This window comes from Burkholderia sp. BCC1047 (genome assembly GCF_902833155.1).
GTDB lineage: Bacteria > Pseudomonadota > Gammaproteobacteria > Burkholderiales > Burkholderiaceae > Burkholderia > Burkholderia sola.
Genome location: NZ_CADFEH010000041.1, coordinates 1 through 16,449 on the forward strand (window position 1 = coordinate 1; position 16,449 = coordinate 16,449).

Here is a 16,449-nt window from a genome sequence, read left to right on the forward strand (position 1 = left end):
TGCCTACTTCGATGCACGGGGACTGATCTCGATCCGCCGCACGGTGGATCGCCTCCAGAGCATTAACTGAACCGCCGTATGCGGACCCGCACGTACGGTGGTGTGAGAGGGCTGAGGGGGTAACCCCTCACCCTACTCGATTGCGACCAGACGTGCGACGCAGGCGGCGATCGTGTCGCGTACGCGCACGATCGCCGGGTCGCGCTGCGTGCTCGTGCGCCAGCCGATCTCGACCGGATAGCGCGGCAGGTCGACCGGGCACGCGAGCGCACGCAGCGACGTCGCTTGCGCGATCGCATGCGCCGCATGCGCGGGGATCGTCGCGACCGCGTCGGAGCCGGCGAGCAGGTACGGCAGCGCGGCGAAATGCGTGGTCGACGCCGCGACGCGCCGCTTGTGGCCGAGCGCGGCCAGCGCCTCGTCGACGATCCCGATCACGCCGCCCGACGACACGAGCAGGTGGTTGCGCCGCAGGAATTCGGCGAGCGTCAGCATACGCGGCGCCCGCGCGCGGCCGGTCGGATCGATCAGGCACGCATAGCCGCCGGTGGCGACCGCGCGCCGGCTGAGCCCGTTCGCCGAGAATCCGCCCGACGCGATCGCGACGTCGACGCCGTGCCGCAGCAACGCGTCGCCGGCGATGCCGCTGTGCGTCTGCCGGAAGATCAGCCGGATGCCGGCCGCATCGCGCGCGACCGCATCGATCAGCGCGCGGCCGAGCGCGATTTCGAAATCGTCGGACAGCCCGATCGATATCGTGCGGCCGACGCGGTCGCCGCCGTCGGCCGCGATCGCGAGGCTTTCGCGGCAGCGGTCGAGCGCATCGGATAGGATCGGCTTCAGTTCGTCCGCGCGCGGCGTCGGCGCGAGCCCGCGGCCGGTCCGCACGAACAGCGGATCGGCATAGATCGCGCGCAGCCGGCCGAGCGCCGCGCTGACCGCCGACTGCGTGAGATCGAGCCGCAGCGCCGCGCGGCTCGCGCCGCCTTCCTCGTACAGCGCCTCGAACACCTTCAGCAGGTTCAGGTCGAGGCCGGCGATATCATCCGTATTCATGACACATATCGTTCTATCGATTTGATCGATGACATCTTATCGATAAAGATGGCGCCATCCCACTCACCGGAGACGCCTATATGTCCACCTCAGTCATCGCCGCGCTGCAGATCGGCGCATCGCCCGCCGGCACGCGCGCCACGCTCGACACGATCCTCGGCTACGAAATCGCGATCCGCGACAGCGGCGCGTCGCTGGTCGTGCTGCCCGAGGCCGTGCTCGGCGGCTATCCGAAAGGCGAGATCTTCGGCACGCGGCTCGGCTACCGGCTGCCCGAAGGGCGCGACGCGTATGCGCGCTACGCCGCGCAGGCGATCGACGTGCCGGGGCCGGAAACCGACGAGCTGGCCGCGCTGTCGCAGCGCACGGGCGCGAGCCTCGTGGTCGGCGTGATCGAGCGCGGCGGCAGCACGCTGTACTGCACGGCGCTGTTCTTCGATCCGCGCGACGGGCTCGTCGCGAAGCACCGCAAGCTGATGCCGACCGGCACCGAGCGGCTGATCTGGGGGCAGGGCGACGGCTCGACGCTGCCGGTCGTCGACACGGCCGCCGGCCGCGCGGGCGCCGCGATCTGCTGGGAGAACCACATGCCGCTGCTGCGCTGCGCGATGTACGCGAAAGGCGTGCAGATCTGGTGCGCGCCGACCGTCGACGAGCGCGACGTGTGGCAGAGCTCGATGCGGCACATCGCGCACGAGGGGCGCTGCTTCGTCGTGAGCGCGTGCCAGGTGCAGCCGTCGCCGCGCGCGCTCGGCATCGACGTGCCGGGCTGGGACCCGGAGCGGCCGCTGATCCGCGGCGGCAGCGTGATCGTCGGGCCGCTCGGCGACCTGCTGACCGAGCCGCTGATCGGCGAGGCCGGGCTCGTGACCGCGCGTATCGACACCGACGAGCTCGTGAAGGCGCGCTACGACTTCGACGTCGTCGGCCACTACGCGCGTGCGGACGTGTTTTCGCTGCACGTCGACGAGCGGCCGAAGCGGCCGGTGCTGTTCGGCGGGTAGCGCAAGCGGGGCCGGGCGCCACATGGCGCCCGGAACATGAACGGCGGCGGCGTGTGCTCGCCGCCTTGCCGCGTCAGCGCATCGGCGCTTCCGCGATCCGCATGTAGTCGGCGATGCGCCGGCCTTCCATGTCCGGAAACTGCTCGTGCACGGTGATGTCGCCCATCCGCGCGATGTCGAAGGTGCGGAAATCGTCGCGCAGCTCGCACCACGCGCCGATCGTCCAGCGCCCGCCCCAGTAGACGAGCCCGAGCGGCCACACGCGGCGCTGCGAATGCGCACCGAGCCGGTCGCGATAGTCGAAGCTGACGATGTGGCGCGTGTCGATCGCCTGGTGGATCGCGTCGACCTTCGCGCAAAACGTCTCGTCGATGTGGAACGACGGCGCGAACACGGGCAGGCGGTCGAGCGCCGTGCGCTTGTCGGCCGGCATCGCCGACGCGATCTTCGCGAGCGCCGAGCGCGCGCCGCTCGCGAAGCGCGCACCGCCCCAGGTCTCGAGCATGCGCGCGCCGGTGGCGAGCGCCGCCAGCTCCTCGGCCGTGAACGTGAGCGGCGGCAGGCTCGCGTTGCGGTTCAGCCGGTAGCCAATGCCGGCTTCGCCTTCGATCGGCACCCCTGACAGTTGCAGGTCACGCACGTCGCGATAGACCGTGCGCGGCGACACCGACAGCCAGTCGGCCAGTTGCTGCGCGGTCGTGAGACGACGCCCGCGCAACAGCTCGGCGATCTGGAACAGGCGGTCGGCACGGCGGGTCATGACAGCACCTCGATTCCTCGGGCGACGGGGACTTCGCGATGATAGCGCCGCGCCGGCCCGCTGACTGCTGCGCTCAGTGGCATTTCGGCGCGTGCAGGCCGACGCGGTTGCCTTCCGTGTCGATCAGGTAGCCGACGTAGCCGTAGTTGTTCGGCAGCTCGACGACCGAGCCCTGCACGACGCCGCCCGCGCGCTTCGCGCGTTCGAGCGCCGCGACGACCGATTCGCCGGCGTTCAGGTAGACGAGCACGCCGTTCGCGCTCGGCTTGATCTGCTGCGGATCGAACACGATGCTGCCGCCGGTGCTCGACGCGTCGCGATCGAACGTCGCCATCGGCACGCCGCCGATGACCGCGCGCTGCAACGTGGTTTGCAGCACGGTTTCGTAGAAGCGGATCGCGCGATCGAAATCGAGGGACGGAATGTCGAACCACGCGATCGCGCGTTCCGGGGTGGCAGTGGCAGTTGCAGACGTCATGACGAGTTCCTTGTTGTTCGGGTTCTTGATGGAAACCAGCCTTGCATTGCGCCGGGATTGCAGTGTGGCGGGGGGCTGCTGACAGCGTGCTGTCAGTAGTCATGGCGGTGCTGACAAAAGGCGGGGTGGCGTCCGGTCGTGCGGGATCGCCCGCGTGGATGGGAAGCGGCAGGGGCGTGCAGGACGGCGGCGTAAAGAAAAACGCCCGGCGGGTGCCGGGCGTCGTCTGGGTGTCAGCAGGCGGCCGCAGCGGCCGGTTCGCGTGTCAGGCGTCGCCTTCCGGCGCGGCCGGGCGTGCCTTCACGCTGCCGGCGATCAGGTCGAAGCGGAACAGCCGGCATTCGAGCGCGCCGTTGAACAGCGGCGTCTTCGCCGATTCGCGCAGCCGCAACTGGCCCGGCAGCGAACGGTCGGACGTCAGCAGGAACGCCTGCCAGCCGGTGAAGCGCTGCTTCAGCGCATCGCCGAGCGCGTTGAAGAACTCGCTGTCCGGCGCGTCGGTGTGCGTGCGGCGGAATGCGTCGTCGTTGCCGCGGTTGCGACCGGTTTCGCGCACCTCGCCGCGCGCGCTGCGGCCGCGCACTTCGATCCGCTCGCCGTACGGCGGGTTCGCGAGGAGGATGCCCGGCCCGTCGCACGGCGGCGTCATCCCGCGCGCGTCGACCTGCTTGAGCCACACCGACGGCACGCCCGCGCGCTCGAGGTTCGCGCGCGCCTTCTCGAGCATGTCGCCGGAGATGTCGCTGCCGTACACGCCGAGCGCGTCGCCGCGCTTGGCCCGTGCCGCGCGCTTCGCGTCGAGCGCCGGAACCTTCAGCCCCTGCCACGCGGTGATGTCGTACTGCTTGAGCTTTTCGAAGCCGAACCGGCGTTCGACGCCGGGCGCCACGCCGAGCGCGATCTGCGCGGCTTCCGCGAGGAACGTGCCGCTGCCGCACATCGGGTCGTACAGCGCGGTGCCGGGCGTCCAGCCAGTCAGGCGCAGGATGCCGGCCGCGAGGTTCTCGCGCAGCGGCGCCGCACCCTTGTCGAGACGCCAGCCGCGCTTGAACAGCGGCTCGCCCGACGTGTCGAGGTACAGCGTGCACTCGTTGACGGTCAGGAACGCGAACACGCGCACGTCCGGCGCACCGGTGTCGATGCTCGGGCGCGAGCCGGTTTTCTCGCGCATCCGGTCGCAGATCGCATCCTTCACGCGCAGCGTCGTGAATTCGAGGCTCTTCAGCGGCGACTTGATCGCGGTGATGTCGATGCGCAGCGTCTGCGTCGACGCGAACCAGCGCTCCCACGGCTGCTCGAGCGCGAGCGCGTAGACGTCCTGCTCGTTGCGGTACGGGCCGTGCGCGATCTTCAGCAGGATCCGGCTCGCGATCCGCGAATGGAGGTTCGCGGCCATGCCGGCGGCCCAGCCGCCGCTGAAATGGACGCCGCCCGGCACCTGCGCGCCCGCGGTGAACGGCGCGCCGTTCAGGTGGCGGCCGGCGATTTCGGCCAGCTCGGCGGCAAGCGCCGCTTCGAGGCCGCGCGGGCAGGGGGCGAAGAATTCGAACAGGGTGGGCGAGGACATAAGGCGGGTGAGGACGTGCAAAAGTCCACTATTGTACGCGGCGCGGGCGACCGGGGCCGGCGTTTCGGCGCGGCGGCACCGGCGCGGCCGCCGCTCGCGCGTGCCGGGCGGGCCGGGAAGGCGGCGAGGGGCGGCCGGGCACGCGCCGCCGCGCCGCCGCAGCTCAGTGCGCGCCCGGCTGGCCGGCGCGCGCGGCGGGGTTGGCCGCCGGCCAGAACAGCGCGAGCGGATTCGACAGCACCGTGCGGACGATCGCGGCGACGAGCGCGCGCACCTTGGTCGGGCGCAGGCTGCGCGAGCGCACGGCCATCGTAAACGCGAGCGCGAAGCTCACGAGCACGTTGAGGATCGCCATGCTCAGCACGCCCGCGCCGGCCCACCACAGCTCGGGCGTGCCGAGCGCACCCTTGCCCAGCACGCCGAGCGCGACCCCGATCGAGCCGGCCGACAGCGTCACGTGCCGCACCTCGAACGGGAACATGAACACGGTGACGATCGCCGGGACGAGGCCGAGCATCAGGCCGAGGCCGACGTTCGCGACCACGCCCGCGACGTTCGACCGGCAGAAATGCGCGAGCTTCGCGGCGCCGGCCGCGCCGAGCGTCAGGCGCAGCCGGCGGTTGTACGTAAGCGCGTCGCCGACCCGGTGCAGCACGAACCAGTTGTCGGCCCAGCCCGCGAGCAGGCTCGACGCCCACAGCAGCACGCCGGTGAGCGCCGCATAGAACGGCGTCGGGCCCAGCAGCGAGAACGAGTGCAGCGTCGCGTGCGCTTTCTCCGGCGAGATCAGGTTCGCGTGCAGCACGTTGCTTGCGAACAGCTGCACGAGCAGGCACACCGGCAGCACGACGAGCACGTTGCCGGAAATCGCGGCCGCCTGCGTGCGGATCAGCGCGATCACCGACCCGACGAACGCCTTCACGCCTTCGTCGTGGCCGGTGTCGTCGAGTTCGCGCGCGAGCGTCGGCGCGGTCATCGCGGGCTGCTTGGTCGCGAGCGTGAAGTGCAGGAAGTGCATCAGCATGAAGCTGGCCGCGTAGTTGATGCCCGCGAGCAGCCCTTCGAGCATCGACTGCAGGTGCGCGCCCGTGATCGCGAACTTCACGCACACGGTCGCGACGGTGACGAGGCCGCCGCCCGCGGCCATCCGCAGCATCTTCAGGTACTCGGCGCGGCCGCGCGAGATGTAGTGCTCGCCGGTGTCCGCGTTGGTCTCGACGAGCTTGCGCGCGAACAGCGAGAAGTTGCTGCGCACCAGATGCGCGACGCTCTGGCTGCTCTGGTTCGCGTCGACGAGTTCGGCGGTCAGGTGCGCCATCCCGCGCAGGTCGTCGCGCGCCATCCACGCGTTCAGCAGCATTTCCGCGCGCAGGATGCGCATGCGCATCCGCTCGACCTGGAACACGATGTCGACCGACACGCCGTTGCGGTACAGGTGCGCGAACACGTCGTCGACGGCGATCCGGCATTCGTCGAGCAGCACGCGCAGGTAGTTCACCTCGTGCAGCAGCTTGCTCGGGTCGCCGCCGTCCTCGACGGCCGCATGCGCGGTCTCGACCGCGAGCATCGCGCGCGTGAGGCGGTAGAACGGCTGCGATTCGAGCGGCTGGCGTTCCAGCGGCTTGCGCGCGTCGTCGTCGGACAGCCGGCTGCGCACCGTCTGCGACAGGCCGGTCGAGCTGATCTGGCAGGTCAGGTTGTGCAGCGCGGCCAGCAGGTCGCGCGAGAACGAGCCGGGCTCGTGGCGCTCTTCGTCGGTGACGTCGAACGAGATCAGCTCGGCGACGCGCGCGAGCAGGTCGTCGGGCAGCGCGTCGATCCATTTCGCGTCCTCGGGCGTCGGGAACATCAGCGTGAACAGCGCCGACAGCTCGCGGCGGTTCGGCGCGGGCGGGATCAGCGACGAGTCGATCCGCTCGAACAGCGCGCCGAAGAAGCCCGAATGCACGGGCATGCCGGCGTCGCACAGCAGCGAGATGCCGTCGCACTCGCGCAGGATGCCGCGCAGGATGCGCGCCGCGTGCGCTTTCCACGCGGGGTTGCGATCGAGCACGTGGAACAGGTAGCGCAGCCGCGCATGGGCCGGATACGCGCGGGTGTCGGCGTCGCGCTCGGCCGGCGCGTCCTGCACGGTGCCGTTGCGGCGCAGCCAGTGCGCGAGCTCGATCAGCCATTCGCTGCGCTCGGCGTACGACGCGTCGGCATCGGCGTTGGCGAGCAGCGCATCGAGCTGGTGACCGGCATTGCGCGATGCGCGCCACTTCTTGATCAGGGTCGTCAGGGAACGAAACATAAACGGAATAGCGAAAGCCCGGGACGGGCGGGTTCGGGATGCCGGCCGGGGAAACGGCGCGGCGCCGGTGAGAACGGGTGAGACGGGGCCGGCGGCCGGACGATGCGCGGCGACCCGCGATGCGGCTGCCCCGCCGCGGTGCACGCGGTTCGCGTGCGGGCGCCGGGGGGCACGGCGGTCGGGCCGAACGCGGCCCGGCGCCGCTGACTGGCGCGCACGACGAACGGCGCGAGCCTGAAAGTGCGTAGGATCGTCAATCGGGCCGGAAAACGCAAGCCGACCGCATTGCATGGCGCGGGTTCCGGCGGCTTTTGACAAAGAATGTCATGGCCGTCCGGCCGACGGCGGCGTGCTGCTCCGTTCGGCTGTCGGCGTGTGCGACGGGACGCGCCGCGCCGTCCGACACCGGACACCGCGCAGGCGAACGCCGTGTCGAACGTCCGCCTGCGCGCCGTCGCGTTCGCTTATGCGCCGGACTTGCCCGTCGCGCCGGCGTCGCCGCCGGCCGTCGGGTTGGCCGGGCACGGCACGACCGGCGCGGCGGCCGTCTTGCCGCCGGGCGCGGCCGCCGCGCCGCGGCGGGCGGCCATCGCACGCACGGCGTCCGCGGCCTGCGCGGCAATCACGTCGAGCGCGCGCCGGTGGCCGGCGACGAGCGCGTCGTAGCCGTCCGCGACCGGTTCCGCGACGCTCGTGCGGCAGGTCATCACGGCCTGCGGGGCGAGCGAGCGCACGCTCCAGACGGCGTCGATCGCCGCGCGCTTGCCCGGCCACGACTCGAAGCGCTGCACGTTCACGCTGATGCGGTACACGGGCACGCCGGCCGGATACGCGGAATTCGCGACGTCGATCGTGCCGAGCTGCGCGGCCAGATCGTCCGACAGCGCGCGGCGGATCTCGTCGGCGGGCGGCGACGCCCAGCGTTCCTGCTCGAGCACGTCGACCTGCGCCGCGTTCTTCTGCACGACCAGCTGGCTCTTCGCGACCTGCTCGGGCACGCCGACCGACGGCACCTCGATCAGGAACGCCGGGTTGGCCGGCGCGGTGCGCAGCGGCGCCGCGGCGTCGGCCGGGCTGAGCGTGTAGAACCGCGCGGGCGGCGAGCTGCACGCGGCGAGCGCGAGTGCGGCGAAGACTGCCGCCGCGCCGCTCGCGAAACCGTTCACGCGTGTCGTCATGGTTTATCTCCTGGCTTGCCCTTGAGCAGCGATTCGGGGTGGCGCTCCAGATAATCGGCGAGCGCGTTCAGCGATTGCAGCGTGCGCGTGAGCTCCTTCAGCGCGCCGCGCACGTCGGACTGCAGCGGCGAATCCTGCTGCAGCGTCGCTTCGGCGGTCGAGAAGGTCTGCTTCGCGGCCGACAGCGTGTCGCGCGCTTCCGGCGCGACCTGCGTGTCGAGCTGCTTGAACAGCTTGTCGGCGTTCGACAGCGCGCTGTTCAGGTTCGCGCCGATCTGGTCGAACGGCACCTTGTCGAGCTTCTTCGCGATGTCGGCGACCTGCAGCTGCAGCTCGTCGAGCGTGTTCGGCACGGTCGGCAGCTCGAGCGGCTGGCGGGCCGTGTCGATCTTCACGGCCGGCGCCTTCGGGAAGAAGTCGAGTGCGACGTACAGCTGGCTCGTCAGCAGGTTGCCGGTGCGCAGCTGGCCGCGCAGCCCGTGCTGGACGAGCCGCTCGACGATCTCGCGCCGCGCCGGTTCGCCCTTGCTCTCGATCGTCTCGCGGAAGCGGCGGCCGAGGCGTTCCGGATACACGTTGATCGTCACCGGCATCAGGAAGTTCTTCGTCTTCGGATCGAAGTCGATGCCGATGTTCGTCACTTCGCCGAGCACGATGCCGCGGAAATCGACCGGCGCGCCGACGGCGAGCCCGCGCAGCGACTGGTTGAAGTTCATCACGACCTGCAGCGGCTGGCCGTCCGGGTCGCGCATCGCGTCGCCCTCGTCGGAGCCGAGACGGAACGTCGTGTTGTTCGGCGCGGTCGTGCCGGTGCCCTGGTTCGGCGGCGTCTGGAACGCGATGCCGCCGAGGATCACGGTCGCGAGCGACTGCGTGTTCAGCTTCAGGCCGCTCGAATCGAGCCGCAGATCGACGCCGCTCGCCTGCCACCAGCGCGTGTTCAGCCCGACGTACTGGTCGTACGGCGCATTGACGAACACGTTGAACGTCACGCCGGTGCCGTCCTTGTCGAGCGAGAAGCCGACCACCTGGCCGACCTGCACGCGGCGGTAGTAGACCGGCGAGCCGATGTCGACCGAGCCGAGCGAATCGCCGCGCAGCACGTACTGCGTGCCTTTCTGGTCCCCCGTGACGGCGGGCGGCGTCTCGAGGCCGGTGAAGTCGGTCAGCGTGTCCTGGCCGTGACCCGCGTCGACGCCGATGTACGCGCCGGACAGCAGCGTGCCGAGCCCCGACACGCCGGTCGCGCCGACGCGCGGCCGCACGATCCAGAAGCGCGAGCCCTTGACCGCGAAATCCTCGGCCTCCTTCTTGAGCTGCACCTGGACCAGCACGCGCGACAGGTCTTTCGACAGCTTGATCGTCTTGACCGTGCCGATCTCGACGTCCTTGTACTTGACCTGGGTCTTGCCCGGCTCGAGCCCTTCGGCGCTATGGAAGCTGATCGTGATTTCCGGGCCGCGTTCGCGCACGGACTTGATCACGAGGCCGATGCCGATCAGCGCGGCGATCAGCGGCACGAGCCAGACGAGCGACGGCAGCCAGCCGCTTTTCGTCGAGATCGTCGGATCGGGCGGCCGGGGCGCGTCGTGCTGCGGGCCTTGTGGACTATTCATGGTGATTCCCTGAGGTTTCGACTGGATCCCAGATCAGGCGGGGATCGAACTGCATCGACGCGAGCATCGTCAGGATCACGACCGAGCCGAACGCGAGCGCGCCGGGGCCGGCCGTGATGACGGCGAGCGAACGGAAATGGACGAGCGCGACGGTCAGCGTCACGACGAAGATGTCGAGCATCGACCAGCGGCCGATGCGCTCGACGATCCGGTAGAGGCGCGTGCGCTGCAGCGGCCGCCACGCGGCGCGGCGCTGCGCGCTGGTGACGAGGATCGTCAGCACACCGAGCTTGAGCATCGGCACGAGGATGCTGGCGACGAACACGACGACGGCGAGCGGCCAGTCCCCGGACGTCCAGAAATAGATGACGCCGCTCATGATCGTGTCCTGCTGCGACCCGACGATCGACGACGTGCGCATGATCGGCAGCAGGTTCGCCGGAATGTAGAGGATCGCGGCCGCGAGCAGCAGCGCCCACGTGCGCATGATGCTGTTCGGCGTGCGCACGTGCAGCGCGCTGCCGCAGCGCGCGCAATGCGCGTGCGGCCGGTCGATCGTCTGCACGAGCCCGCACGCGTGGCAGCTGGCATAGCCCTCGCGGGCGGCGGTCGGCGTGGGGCGCGTCATCGGCGGGGCGCGTCCGGCAGCGGCGCGGCGGGGTCGGGCCGCCCGGGCGTGCGGCCGGCGCGCAGGTCGTCGGCGATGTCCCACACCGTGCGCGGGTCGAACATCAGCACGACGGCGGTCATCAGCGTGAGCGCGCCGAACGCGAACAGCGCCGCGTCGGGCACGACGCGCGCGAGGCTCACCATCTTCACGATCGTGACCACGATGCCGAGCATGAACACCTCGATCATCCCCCACGGCCGCACGAGCTGGATCGTGCGCAGCACGAGGTTGAGGCCGGGCGGCACGACGCCGCGGCGGAGCGGCAGCAGCACGTAAAGCAGCGCGGCCATCTCGACGAGCGGGAACAGCACGGTCGAGCAGAACACCATCACGCCGACGACCGCCATGTCCTGATGCCACAGCGTGTCGATCGCGCCGATCAGCGTCGTCTGCACGCGCGTGCCGTTCAGGTCCATTTCGAGGATCGGGAACGTCTGCGCGATGATGAACGTGACGAGCGCCGCGACCGCGAGCGCGGTGATGCGCTCGATCTGCGTGGTGCTGTTGCGATAGAGCAGCGCGTCGCAGCGCGGACAGCGCGCGATCTCGCGGCCGGCGAGGCGCGGTTTATGCAACAGTGCGTCGCATTCGTGGCAGGCAATCAGGTCGTATCGTTGCATGGAAAAGGCGGTGTCGCGACGGCCGGGGGAACGCGTCGACGGGGCCGGAACCCGCGCCAATCTTACCAAAAGGGCTTTTTCGGTGGGTCAAGGATCGTGAGTTGCGTGACCGGTCGGTAACATGGCGGGAAGCCGTCAGCCGGCTGGCGCGCCTGTCCTCAGAGTCCGCGCGCGTCAAAAGGTTGCGGTAGCATGGCGCCCTTGACGTGCGTCGGACGAATTTACCGGCGCAGCCGTTCGCTGAACTGAGGAACCCACAATGGCATCGAAATCGCCGCCGGCCGTGCCGGCACGCTACGCGCACACCGCGATCGCACTGCACTGGCTGATCGCGCTGCTGATCGTCTGCGGCTTCGCGCTCGGCTGGGTGATGACGGACATCCCCGGCTTCACGCCGACCAAGCTGAAGTATTTCTCGTGGCACAAGTGGATCGGCGTGACGGTGTTCGCGCTGGCCGTCGTGCGCGTGCTGTGGCGGGCGACCCACGTGCCGCCGCCGCTGCCGGGCAACACGCCGGCGTGGCAGCGCGCGGCGTCGCACGGCGTGCACATGCTGCTGTACGTGCTGATGATCGCGATCCCGGTGACGGGCTACCTGTACAGCTCGGCGTCGAACATCCCGGTCGTCTATCTCGGCGTCGTGCCGCTGCCGCGCCTGATCGACCCCGATCCGGCGCTCAAGGAAACCTTCAAGACGCTGCACGTCTCTTTGAATTACATTCTGCTTGCGCTCGTCGCGATGCACGTGCTCGCGGCGCTCAAGCACCAGCTGTTGGACCGCGACGGCCTGTTGTCGCGCATGCTTCCCTTTGCCAAATGAAGGATCCCATGAAAGTGTCTTTCTCCCGCTCCATGCTGACCGCGTTCGCCGCGGCGGCGCTTGTCGCGTCGGGCGCGGCGCATGCCGACGTCGATCTCGCGAAGAGCAAGGTGTCCGCCGTGTCGAAGCAGATGAACGTGCCGACCGAAGGCGCGTTCAAGAAGTTTTCCGCGCAGGTGAAGTTCGACCCGGCGAAAGCGGCGCAGGGCAGCGCGCAAATGACGATCGACGTCGCGAGCTTCGACCTCGGCGACAAGATGTACAACGACCAGGTCGCCGGCAAGGACTGGTTCGACGCGAAGACCTATCCGCAGGCGACCTTCGTGTCGTCGGCGATCGCGCCGGCCGGCGGCAACAAGTACAACGTGACCGGCAAGCTGACGATCAAGGGCAAGGCCGAGACCGTCACGGTGCCCGTCACGGTCGCGCAGAACGGCGCGACGCAGACGTTCGACGGCGTACTGCCGATCAAGCGTTCGGCCTTCAACGTCGGCACCGGCGAGTGGAAGGACACGTCGATCGTCGCGGACGAAGTGCAGATCAAGTTCCATCTCGTTGCCACGAAGTAAGCGGCGGGTTGCCGCGTCAACTGAATGCCGCGCGAGGGCGCGGCGCCGTTCCCAGGAGAAAAAGTTTGAAAAAGCATCTGATCATCGCCGCCGGCGCGCTGGCCGCTTCGCTCTCGTTCTCGGCCTTCGCCGAAAGCGCGACCTACCAGTTCGACCCGAGCCACACGTACCCGAGCTTCGAGGCCGACCACTTCGGCGGCCTGTCGGTCTGGCGCGGCAAGTTCGACAAGTCGAGCGGCACCGTGACGCTCGATCGCGCGGCGAAGACCGGCACGGTCGACGTGACGACCGACATCGCGTCGATCCACACGGGCAGCGCGAAGCTCGACGAGCACCTGCAGACGGCCGAATTCTTCGATGCGGCGAAGTTCCCGCAGGCGAACTACAAGGGCACGATCAAGTTCGACGGCGACAAGCCGGTGTCGGTGGTCGGCAACCTGACGCTGCATGGCGTCACGAAGCCGCTGACGCTGAAGATCGATTCGTTCAAGTGCATGCCGCACCCGATGCTCAAGCGTGAAGTGTGCGGCGTCGACGCGGTCGGCGAATTCAGCCGCGACGATTTCGGCCTCGACTACGGCAAGCAGTACGGCTTCAAGATGAAGACCAAGCTGCTGATCACGGCCGAAGCGGTCAAGCAGCAGTAAGACTCGCCGGCGAGGCCGGCCGTCGCGCCGGCCGCCGCGAGCCAACCGCCGCGCTCCCGTTACCGGGGCGCGGCGGTTTTTTTTGCGCGCCTATAATCGCCCGAGCGCCGCATGTGGCCAAGCGGATCGTGCAGCGCCGGGCAGGCCGACAGCGCGACAGCGGCCGCCCCGAACAGAACGTACAACGACAAGGAGATCGCCGATGCATGCCGTCACGCAGTCCAGCTCCATTGCCTCGTCGCCGCGCGTGTGGCGCGCGGTGGTCGCCGCATCGATCGGCAACGCGCTCGAGTGGTTCGATCTCGTCGTCTACGGCTTTTTCGCGGTGACGATCTCGAAGCTGTTCTTCCCGGCCGGCAGCGACACCGTGTCGCTGCTCCTCACGCTCGGCACGTTCGGCGTGTCGTTCTTCATGCGCCCGCTCGGCGCGATCGTGCTCGGCGCGTATGCCGACCGCGCGGGCCGCAAGGCCGCGCTCACGCTGTCGATCCTGCTGATGATGGCCGGCACGCTGATCATCGCGGTGCTGCCGACCTACGGGACGATCGGCGTCGCCGCGCCGGTGATCCTCGTCGCCGCGCGGCTGATGCAGGGCTTCTCGGCCGGCGGCGAGTTCGGCAGCGCGACCGCGTTCCTCGCCGAGCACGTGCCGGGCCGGCGCGGCTTCTTCGCGAGCTGGCAGGTCGCGAGCCAGGGGCTCACGACGCTGCTCGCCGCGGGCTTCGGCACCGTGCTGAACGCGCAACTCACGGCCGACCAGATGGCGTCGTGGGGCTGGCGCGTGCCGTTCTTCTTCGGGCTGCTGCTCGGGCCGGTCGCGTACTACATCCGCACCAAGGTCGACGAGACGCCCGAATTCCTCGCGGCCGAAGGCACCGCGAACCCGCTGCGCGATACGTTCGCGACGCACAAGGCGCGTCTCGTGGCCGCGATGGGCGTGGTCGTGCTCGGCACCGTCGCGACTTATCTCGTGCTGTTCATGCCGACCTACGGCGTGAAGCAGCTCGGCCTCGCGCCGTCCGCCGCATTTGCGGCGATTCTCGTCGTCGGCGTGATCCAGATGGCGTTCGCGCCGCTCGTCGGCCACTGGTCGGATCGTTACGGCCGCGTGCGCGTGATGATCGCGCCGGCCGTCGGCATTCTCGTGCTGATCTACCCGGCGTTCGCGTATCTCGTCGCGCATCCGGGCTTCGGCACGCTGATCGCGCTGCAGGTGCTGCTCGCGTTCCTGATGACCGGCTACTTTGCGGCGCTGCCGGGGCTGTTGTCCGAAGTGTTCCCGGTGCAGACGCGCACGACCGGGATGTCGCTCGCGTACAACGTCGCGGTGACGATCTTCGGCGGCTTCGGGCCGTTCATCATCGCGTGGCTGATCCGCGAGACGGGGATGAAGACCGCGCCGAGCTTCTACCTGATGTTCGCGGCCGTGCTGAGCCTCGCGGCGCTGGTCGTGCTGCGGCGGCGGTTCGGGTTTCGGTGAAACGGGGCGGGCGGCGCGTCAGTTGTCGCCGCGCTCGCATACCGGCTGCGCCGGCATCAATTGCGCGGGCGCGGCGATGGTCCGCACCGGGCGGCCGGCGAGCGCATTGAGCGCCTGCCGGAGCTGCCAGTCCGCGGCCGTGCCGAAGGCGCGCTGCGGCAGCGCCGCGCTCCTTGCCGTATCGACCTTCGCGCGCACGCGCTCGTCGCGCAGCCTCTGCCGCGCCTTGCGCACCTGAGCGAACGGATCGGGCGCTTGCCGGTCCGCGTACGGCGCGCGCGAGAGATCGACTTCGCGATACCACAGCAACACGCCGTCGACGTCCGCATCCTGGCGCGGCGGCACGAGCCAGTCCGGCACGACGCCGTAACCATCCATCGGGCAGCCGTTCGGCCGCAGGTTGCGCGCGAACGTGAAATTCAGGCGCGTGCCGTCGATCAGGTCGACGCCCGTCTGCGCGAGCCCTTTCCCGTAGGTCGGCATGCCGAGCAGTTGCGCGCGGCCGAGATCCTTCAGCGCCGCCGCGGTTGCTTCGGCGGCCGACGCGCTCTGCCCGTCGACGAGCACGACGAGCGGCACGGTGCGCCACCAGTCGTCGGCCTGCAGCGGCGCGAGCGGATCCTGCCCGCGCATGACGGGCAGTTCGTAGTCGGGCCAGTTGGTCGTGTAGCGGCGGCGGTGCGTGCCGTCGCGCTCGACCGTCACCATCGCGGTGCGGTCGCGTCCCGCGAACAGCGCGGTGATGCCGATCGCCGCATTGAGCGCGCCGCCGCCGTTGATGCGCAGGTCGAGGATCAGCTGCTTCACCGGCGGCCCCGCGCGGCGCGCGGCCTGCACCGCGTCGATATAGTCGCCGACCGCCGGCTCCGGGAAGCTCGACAGCCGCGTGTACAGGACGTCGCCATCGAGCCGCTTCGCGGTCGCCGGATGCGGTTTGACGATCGCGCGCACGGGCGCGAAGCTCAGCACCGCATGCGTCGGGCCGCGCTGCACCGTGAGCTTCAGCGGCACGCCCGCGTCGCCCTTCGCGAGCTTCGTCAGCGCGCTGCCGTCGAGGCCGACGACGCTCTTGTCGTTCATCGCGACGACGAGATCGTCGGGCCGCACGCCGGCCTTTTCGGCCGGCGCATCGGGAATCACGTCGATGATGTGCAGCCCGTCGGGCCGCGTCTCGAACACGATCCCGATGCCCGGCGTGCCGTCGCGCGCGCGCCGCTCGTCATCGCGCCGTTCCTGCTCTTCCTTCGCGTTGAAGAAGCGCGCGTACGGCAGCGTCTTGATGCCTTCGTGGGTCGCGGCGTCGAGTAGCGCGCCGATGTCGACGTCGGTCAGGTGTTGCCGCTTCAGCACTTCGACGGCCGCCTTCAGTTCGCAGAGTTGCCGCTCCCAGTCGGGCGGGCAGGGCGATGGCGGTTGGGTGGCGGGCACCGAAGCGGCGGCGGGTGAAGCGGCAGGCAGCGAAGCGGCGGGCGGCGCGGATGCCGGTTGCGCACCGACGAGCGGCGCATACGGGAACGTCGCCGCGGCGGCTGCGCAGACGACGAGGCGACGAACGACAGGCATGGGAAGCATCATCGGAACCGCACGTTCGGACGGGTGACGAGGGGGCTTGCCCCGTTCACGCGCGCGGCCGGCATGCGGCGGGGCAGGGCGGTGACGATTGTAGCCGACGCCCGCGATGGCGCCGATCG

General features: G+C 69.8%; 15 protein-coding genes. 5 read left to right on the plus strand and 10 right to left on the minus strand.

What is annotated here, in order from left to right; genetic code table 11:
• Positions 1–132: 132 nt before the first annotated feature.
• Entirely contained in the window at positions 133–1,056 is a 924-nt protein-coding gene (locus HWX55_RS30715) for a LysR family transcriptional regulator (RefSeq protein WP_175978437.1), read from the minus strand.
• Positions 1,057–1,136: 80 nt separating this feature from the next.
• On the opposite strand from HWX55_RS30715, the gene HWX55_RS30720 reads away from it, so the two are divergent.
• On the plus strand, positions 1,137–2,060 hold the full coding sequence (locus HWX55_RS30720) for a carbon-nitrogen hydrolase family protein (protein WP_175978438.1): 924 nt from the start codon (positions 1,137–1,139) through the stop codon (positions 2,058–2,060).
• 73 nt (positions 2,061–2,133) lie between these two features.
• On the opposite strand, the gene HWX55_RS30725 is transcribed toward HWX55_RS30720, so the two are convergent.
• The 8 genes from HWX55_RS30725 to HWX55_RS30760 form a co-directional block, all read right to left on the minus strand.
• Entirely contained in the window at positions 2,134–2,820 is a 687-nt protein-coding gene (locus tag HWX55_RS30725) for a YafY family protein (RefSeq protein ID WP_006497518.1), read from the minus strand.
• Positions 2,821–2,893: 73 nt separating this feature from the next.
• Positions 2,894–3,298: a hypothetical protein gene (locus HWX55_RS30730; RefSeq protein WP_006476880.1), complete on the minus strand. Its 405-nt coding sequence runs from the start codon at positions 3,296–3,298 to the stop codon at positions 2,894–2,896.
• 265 nt (positions 3,299–3,563) lie between these two features.
• A complete protein-coding gene (locus HWX55_RS30735; protein WP_050013791.1) occupies positions 3,564–4,865 on the minus strand; it encodes a class I SAM-dependent RNA methyltransferase in 1,302 nt (433 codons plus the stop codon).
• Positions 4,866–5,028: 163 nt separating this feature from the next.
• Complete coding sequence (locus tag HWX55_RS30740; RefSeq protein WP_175978439.1) at positions 5,029–7,158, minus strand: site-specific recombinase; 2,130 nt, start codon at positions 7,156–7,158, stop codon at positions 5,029–5,031.
• Between the two features lie 464 nt (positions 7,159–7,622).
• On the minus strand, positions 7,623–8,336 hold the full coding sequence (locus HWX55_RS30745; protein ID WP_175978440.1) for a PqiC family protein: 714 nt from the start codon (positions 8,334–8,336) through the stop codon (positions 7,623–7,625).
• The gene (locus HWX55_RS30750) at positions 8,333–9,952 is read right to left on the minus strand and encodes an MlaD family protein (protein WP_175978441.1); all 1,620 of its coding nucleotides are present in this window, start codon (positions 9,950–9,952) and stop codon (positions 8,333–8,335) included. Before HWX55_RS30750 ends, HWX55_RS30745 begins: the two co-directional genes overlap by 4 nt.
• Positions 9,945–10,580 (minus strand): paraquat-inducible protein A, encoded by a 636-nt coding sequence (locus HWX55_RS30755; RefSeq protein WP_175978442.1) that lies wholly within the window; start codon positions 10,578–10,580, stop codon positions 9,945–9,947. Before HWX55_RS30755 ends, HWX55_RS30750 begins: the two co-directional genes overlap by 8 nt.
• Positions 10,577–11,242 (minus strand): paraquat-inducible protein A, encoded by a 666-nt coding sequence (locus tag HWX55_RS30760; protein WP_175978443.1) that lies wholly within the window; start codon positions 11,240–11,242, stop codon positions 10,577–10,579. The genes HWX55_RS30755 and HWX55_RS30760 overlap by 4 nt, the downstream gene beginning before the upstream one ends.
• A 259-nt stretch (positions 11,243–11,501) precedes the next feature.
• Here HWX55_RS30760 and HWX55_RS30765 point away from each other — a divergent pair, with 259 nt between their 5' ends.
• From HWX55_RS30765 to HWX55_RS30780, 4 genes are all read left to right on the plus strand, one after another.
• Entirely contained in the window at positions 11,502–12,062 is a 561-nt protein-coding gene (locus HWX55_RS30765) for a cytochrome b (protein ID WP_175978444.1), read from the plus strand.
• Between the two features lie 8 nt (positions 12,063–12,070).
• Entirely contained in the window at positions 12,071–12,631 is a 561-nt protein-coding gene (locus HWX55_RS30770) for a YceI family protein (RefSeq protein WP_006482463.1), read from the plus strand.
• 65 nt (positions 12,632–12,696) lie between these two features.
• The gene (locus HWX55_RS30775) at positions 12,697–13,278 is read left to right on the plus strand and encodes a YceI family protein (RefSeq protein ID WP_006476873.1); all 582 of its coding nucleotides are present in this window, start codon (positions 12,697–12,699) and stop codon (positions 13,276–13,278) included.
• A gap of 202 nt (positions 13,279–13,480) precedes the next feature.
• Positions 13,481–14,758 carry an MFS transporter gene (locus HWX55_RS30780; protein WP_175978445.1) on the plus strand — a complete coding sequence of 426 codons (1,278 nt, stop codon included), beginning with the start codon at positions 13,481–13,483 and terminating at the stop codon, positions 14,756–14,758.
• A gap of 18 nt (positions 14,759–14,776) precedes the next feature.
• On the opposite strand, the gene HWX55_RS30785 is transcribed toward HWX55_RS30780, so the two are convergent.
• The gene (locus HWX55_RS30785; protein WP_244140681.1) at positions 14,777–16,321 is read right to left on the minus strand and encodes a S41 family peptidase; all 1,545 of its coding nucleotides are present in this window, start codon (positions 16,319–16,321) and stop codon (positions 14,777–14,779) included.
• Positions 16,322–16,449: the final 128 nt, after the last annotated feature.

What these genes read in the sequence shown, in the direction of transcription:
- HWX55_RS30755 (WP_175978442.1), bottom strand. Translation starts at nt 10,580, where the DNA reads ATGACGCGCCCCACGCCGACCGCCGCCCGCGAGGGCTATGCCAGCTGC.
- HWX55_RS30735 (WP_050013791.1), bottom strand. Translation starts at nt 4,865, where the DNA reads ATGTCCTCGCCCACCCTGTTCGAATTCTTCGCCCCCTGCCCGCGCGGC.
- HWX55_RS30715 (WP_175978437.1), bottom strand. Translation starts at nt 1,056, where the DNA reads ATGAATACGGATGATATCGCCGGCCTCGACCTGAACCTGCTGAAGGTG.
- HWX55_RS30785 (WP_244140681.1), bottom strand. Translation starts at nt 16,321, where the DNA reads ATGCCTGTCGTTCGTCGCCTCGTCGTCTGCGCAGCCGCCGCGGCGACG.
- HWX55_RS30750 (WP_175978441.1), bottom strand. Translation starts at nt 9,952, where the DNA reads ATGAATAGTCCACAAGGCCCGCAGCACGACGCGCCCCGGCCGCCCGAT.
- HWX55_RS30770 (WP_006482463.1), top strand. Translation starts at nt 12,071, where the DNA reads ATGAAAGTGTCTTTCTCCCGCTCCATGCTGACCGCGTTCGCCGCGGCG.
- HWX55_RS30730 (WP_006476880.1), bottom strand. Translation starts at nt 3,298, where the DNA reads ATGACGTCTGCAACTGCCACTGCCACCCCGGAACGCGCGATCGCGTGG.
- HWX55_RS30780 (WP_175978445.1), top strand. Translation starts at nt 13,481, where the DNA reads ATGCATGCCGTCACGCAGTCCAGCTCCATTGCCTCGTCGCCGCGCGTG.
- HWX55_RS30725 (WP_006497518.1), bottom strand. Translation starts at nt 2,820, where the DNA reads ATGACCCGCCGTGCCGACCGCCTGTTCCAGATCGCCGAGCTGTTGCGC.
- HWX55_RS30720 (WP_175978438.1), top strand. Translation starts at nt 1,137, where the DNA reads ATGTCCACCTCAGTCATCGCCGCGCTGCAGATCGGCGCATCGCCCGCC.
- HWX55_RS30740 (WP_175978439.1), bottom strand. Translation starts at nt 7,158, where the DNA reads ATGTTTCGTTCCCTGACGACCCTGATCAAGAAGTGGCGCGCATCGCGC.
- HWX55_RS30760 (WP_175978443.1), bottom strand. Translation starts at nt 11,242, where the DNA reads ATGCAACGATACGACCTGATTGCCTGCCACGAATGCGACGCACTGTTG.
- HWX55_RS30745 (WP_175978440.1), bottom strand. Translation starts at nt 8,336, where the DNA reads ATGACGACACGCGTGAACGGTTTCGCGAGCGGCGCGGCGGCAGTCTTC.
- HWX55_RS30765 (WP_175978444.1), top strand. Translation starts at nt 11,502, where the DNA reads ATGGCATCGAAATCGCCGCCGGCCGTGCCGGCACGCTACGCGCACACC.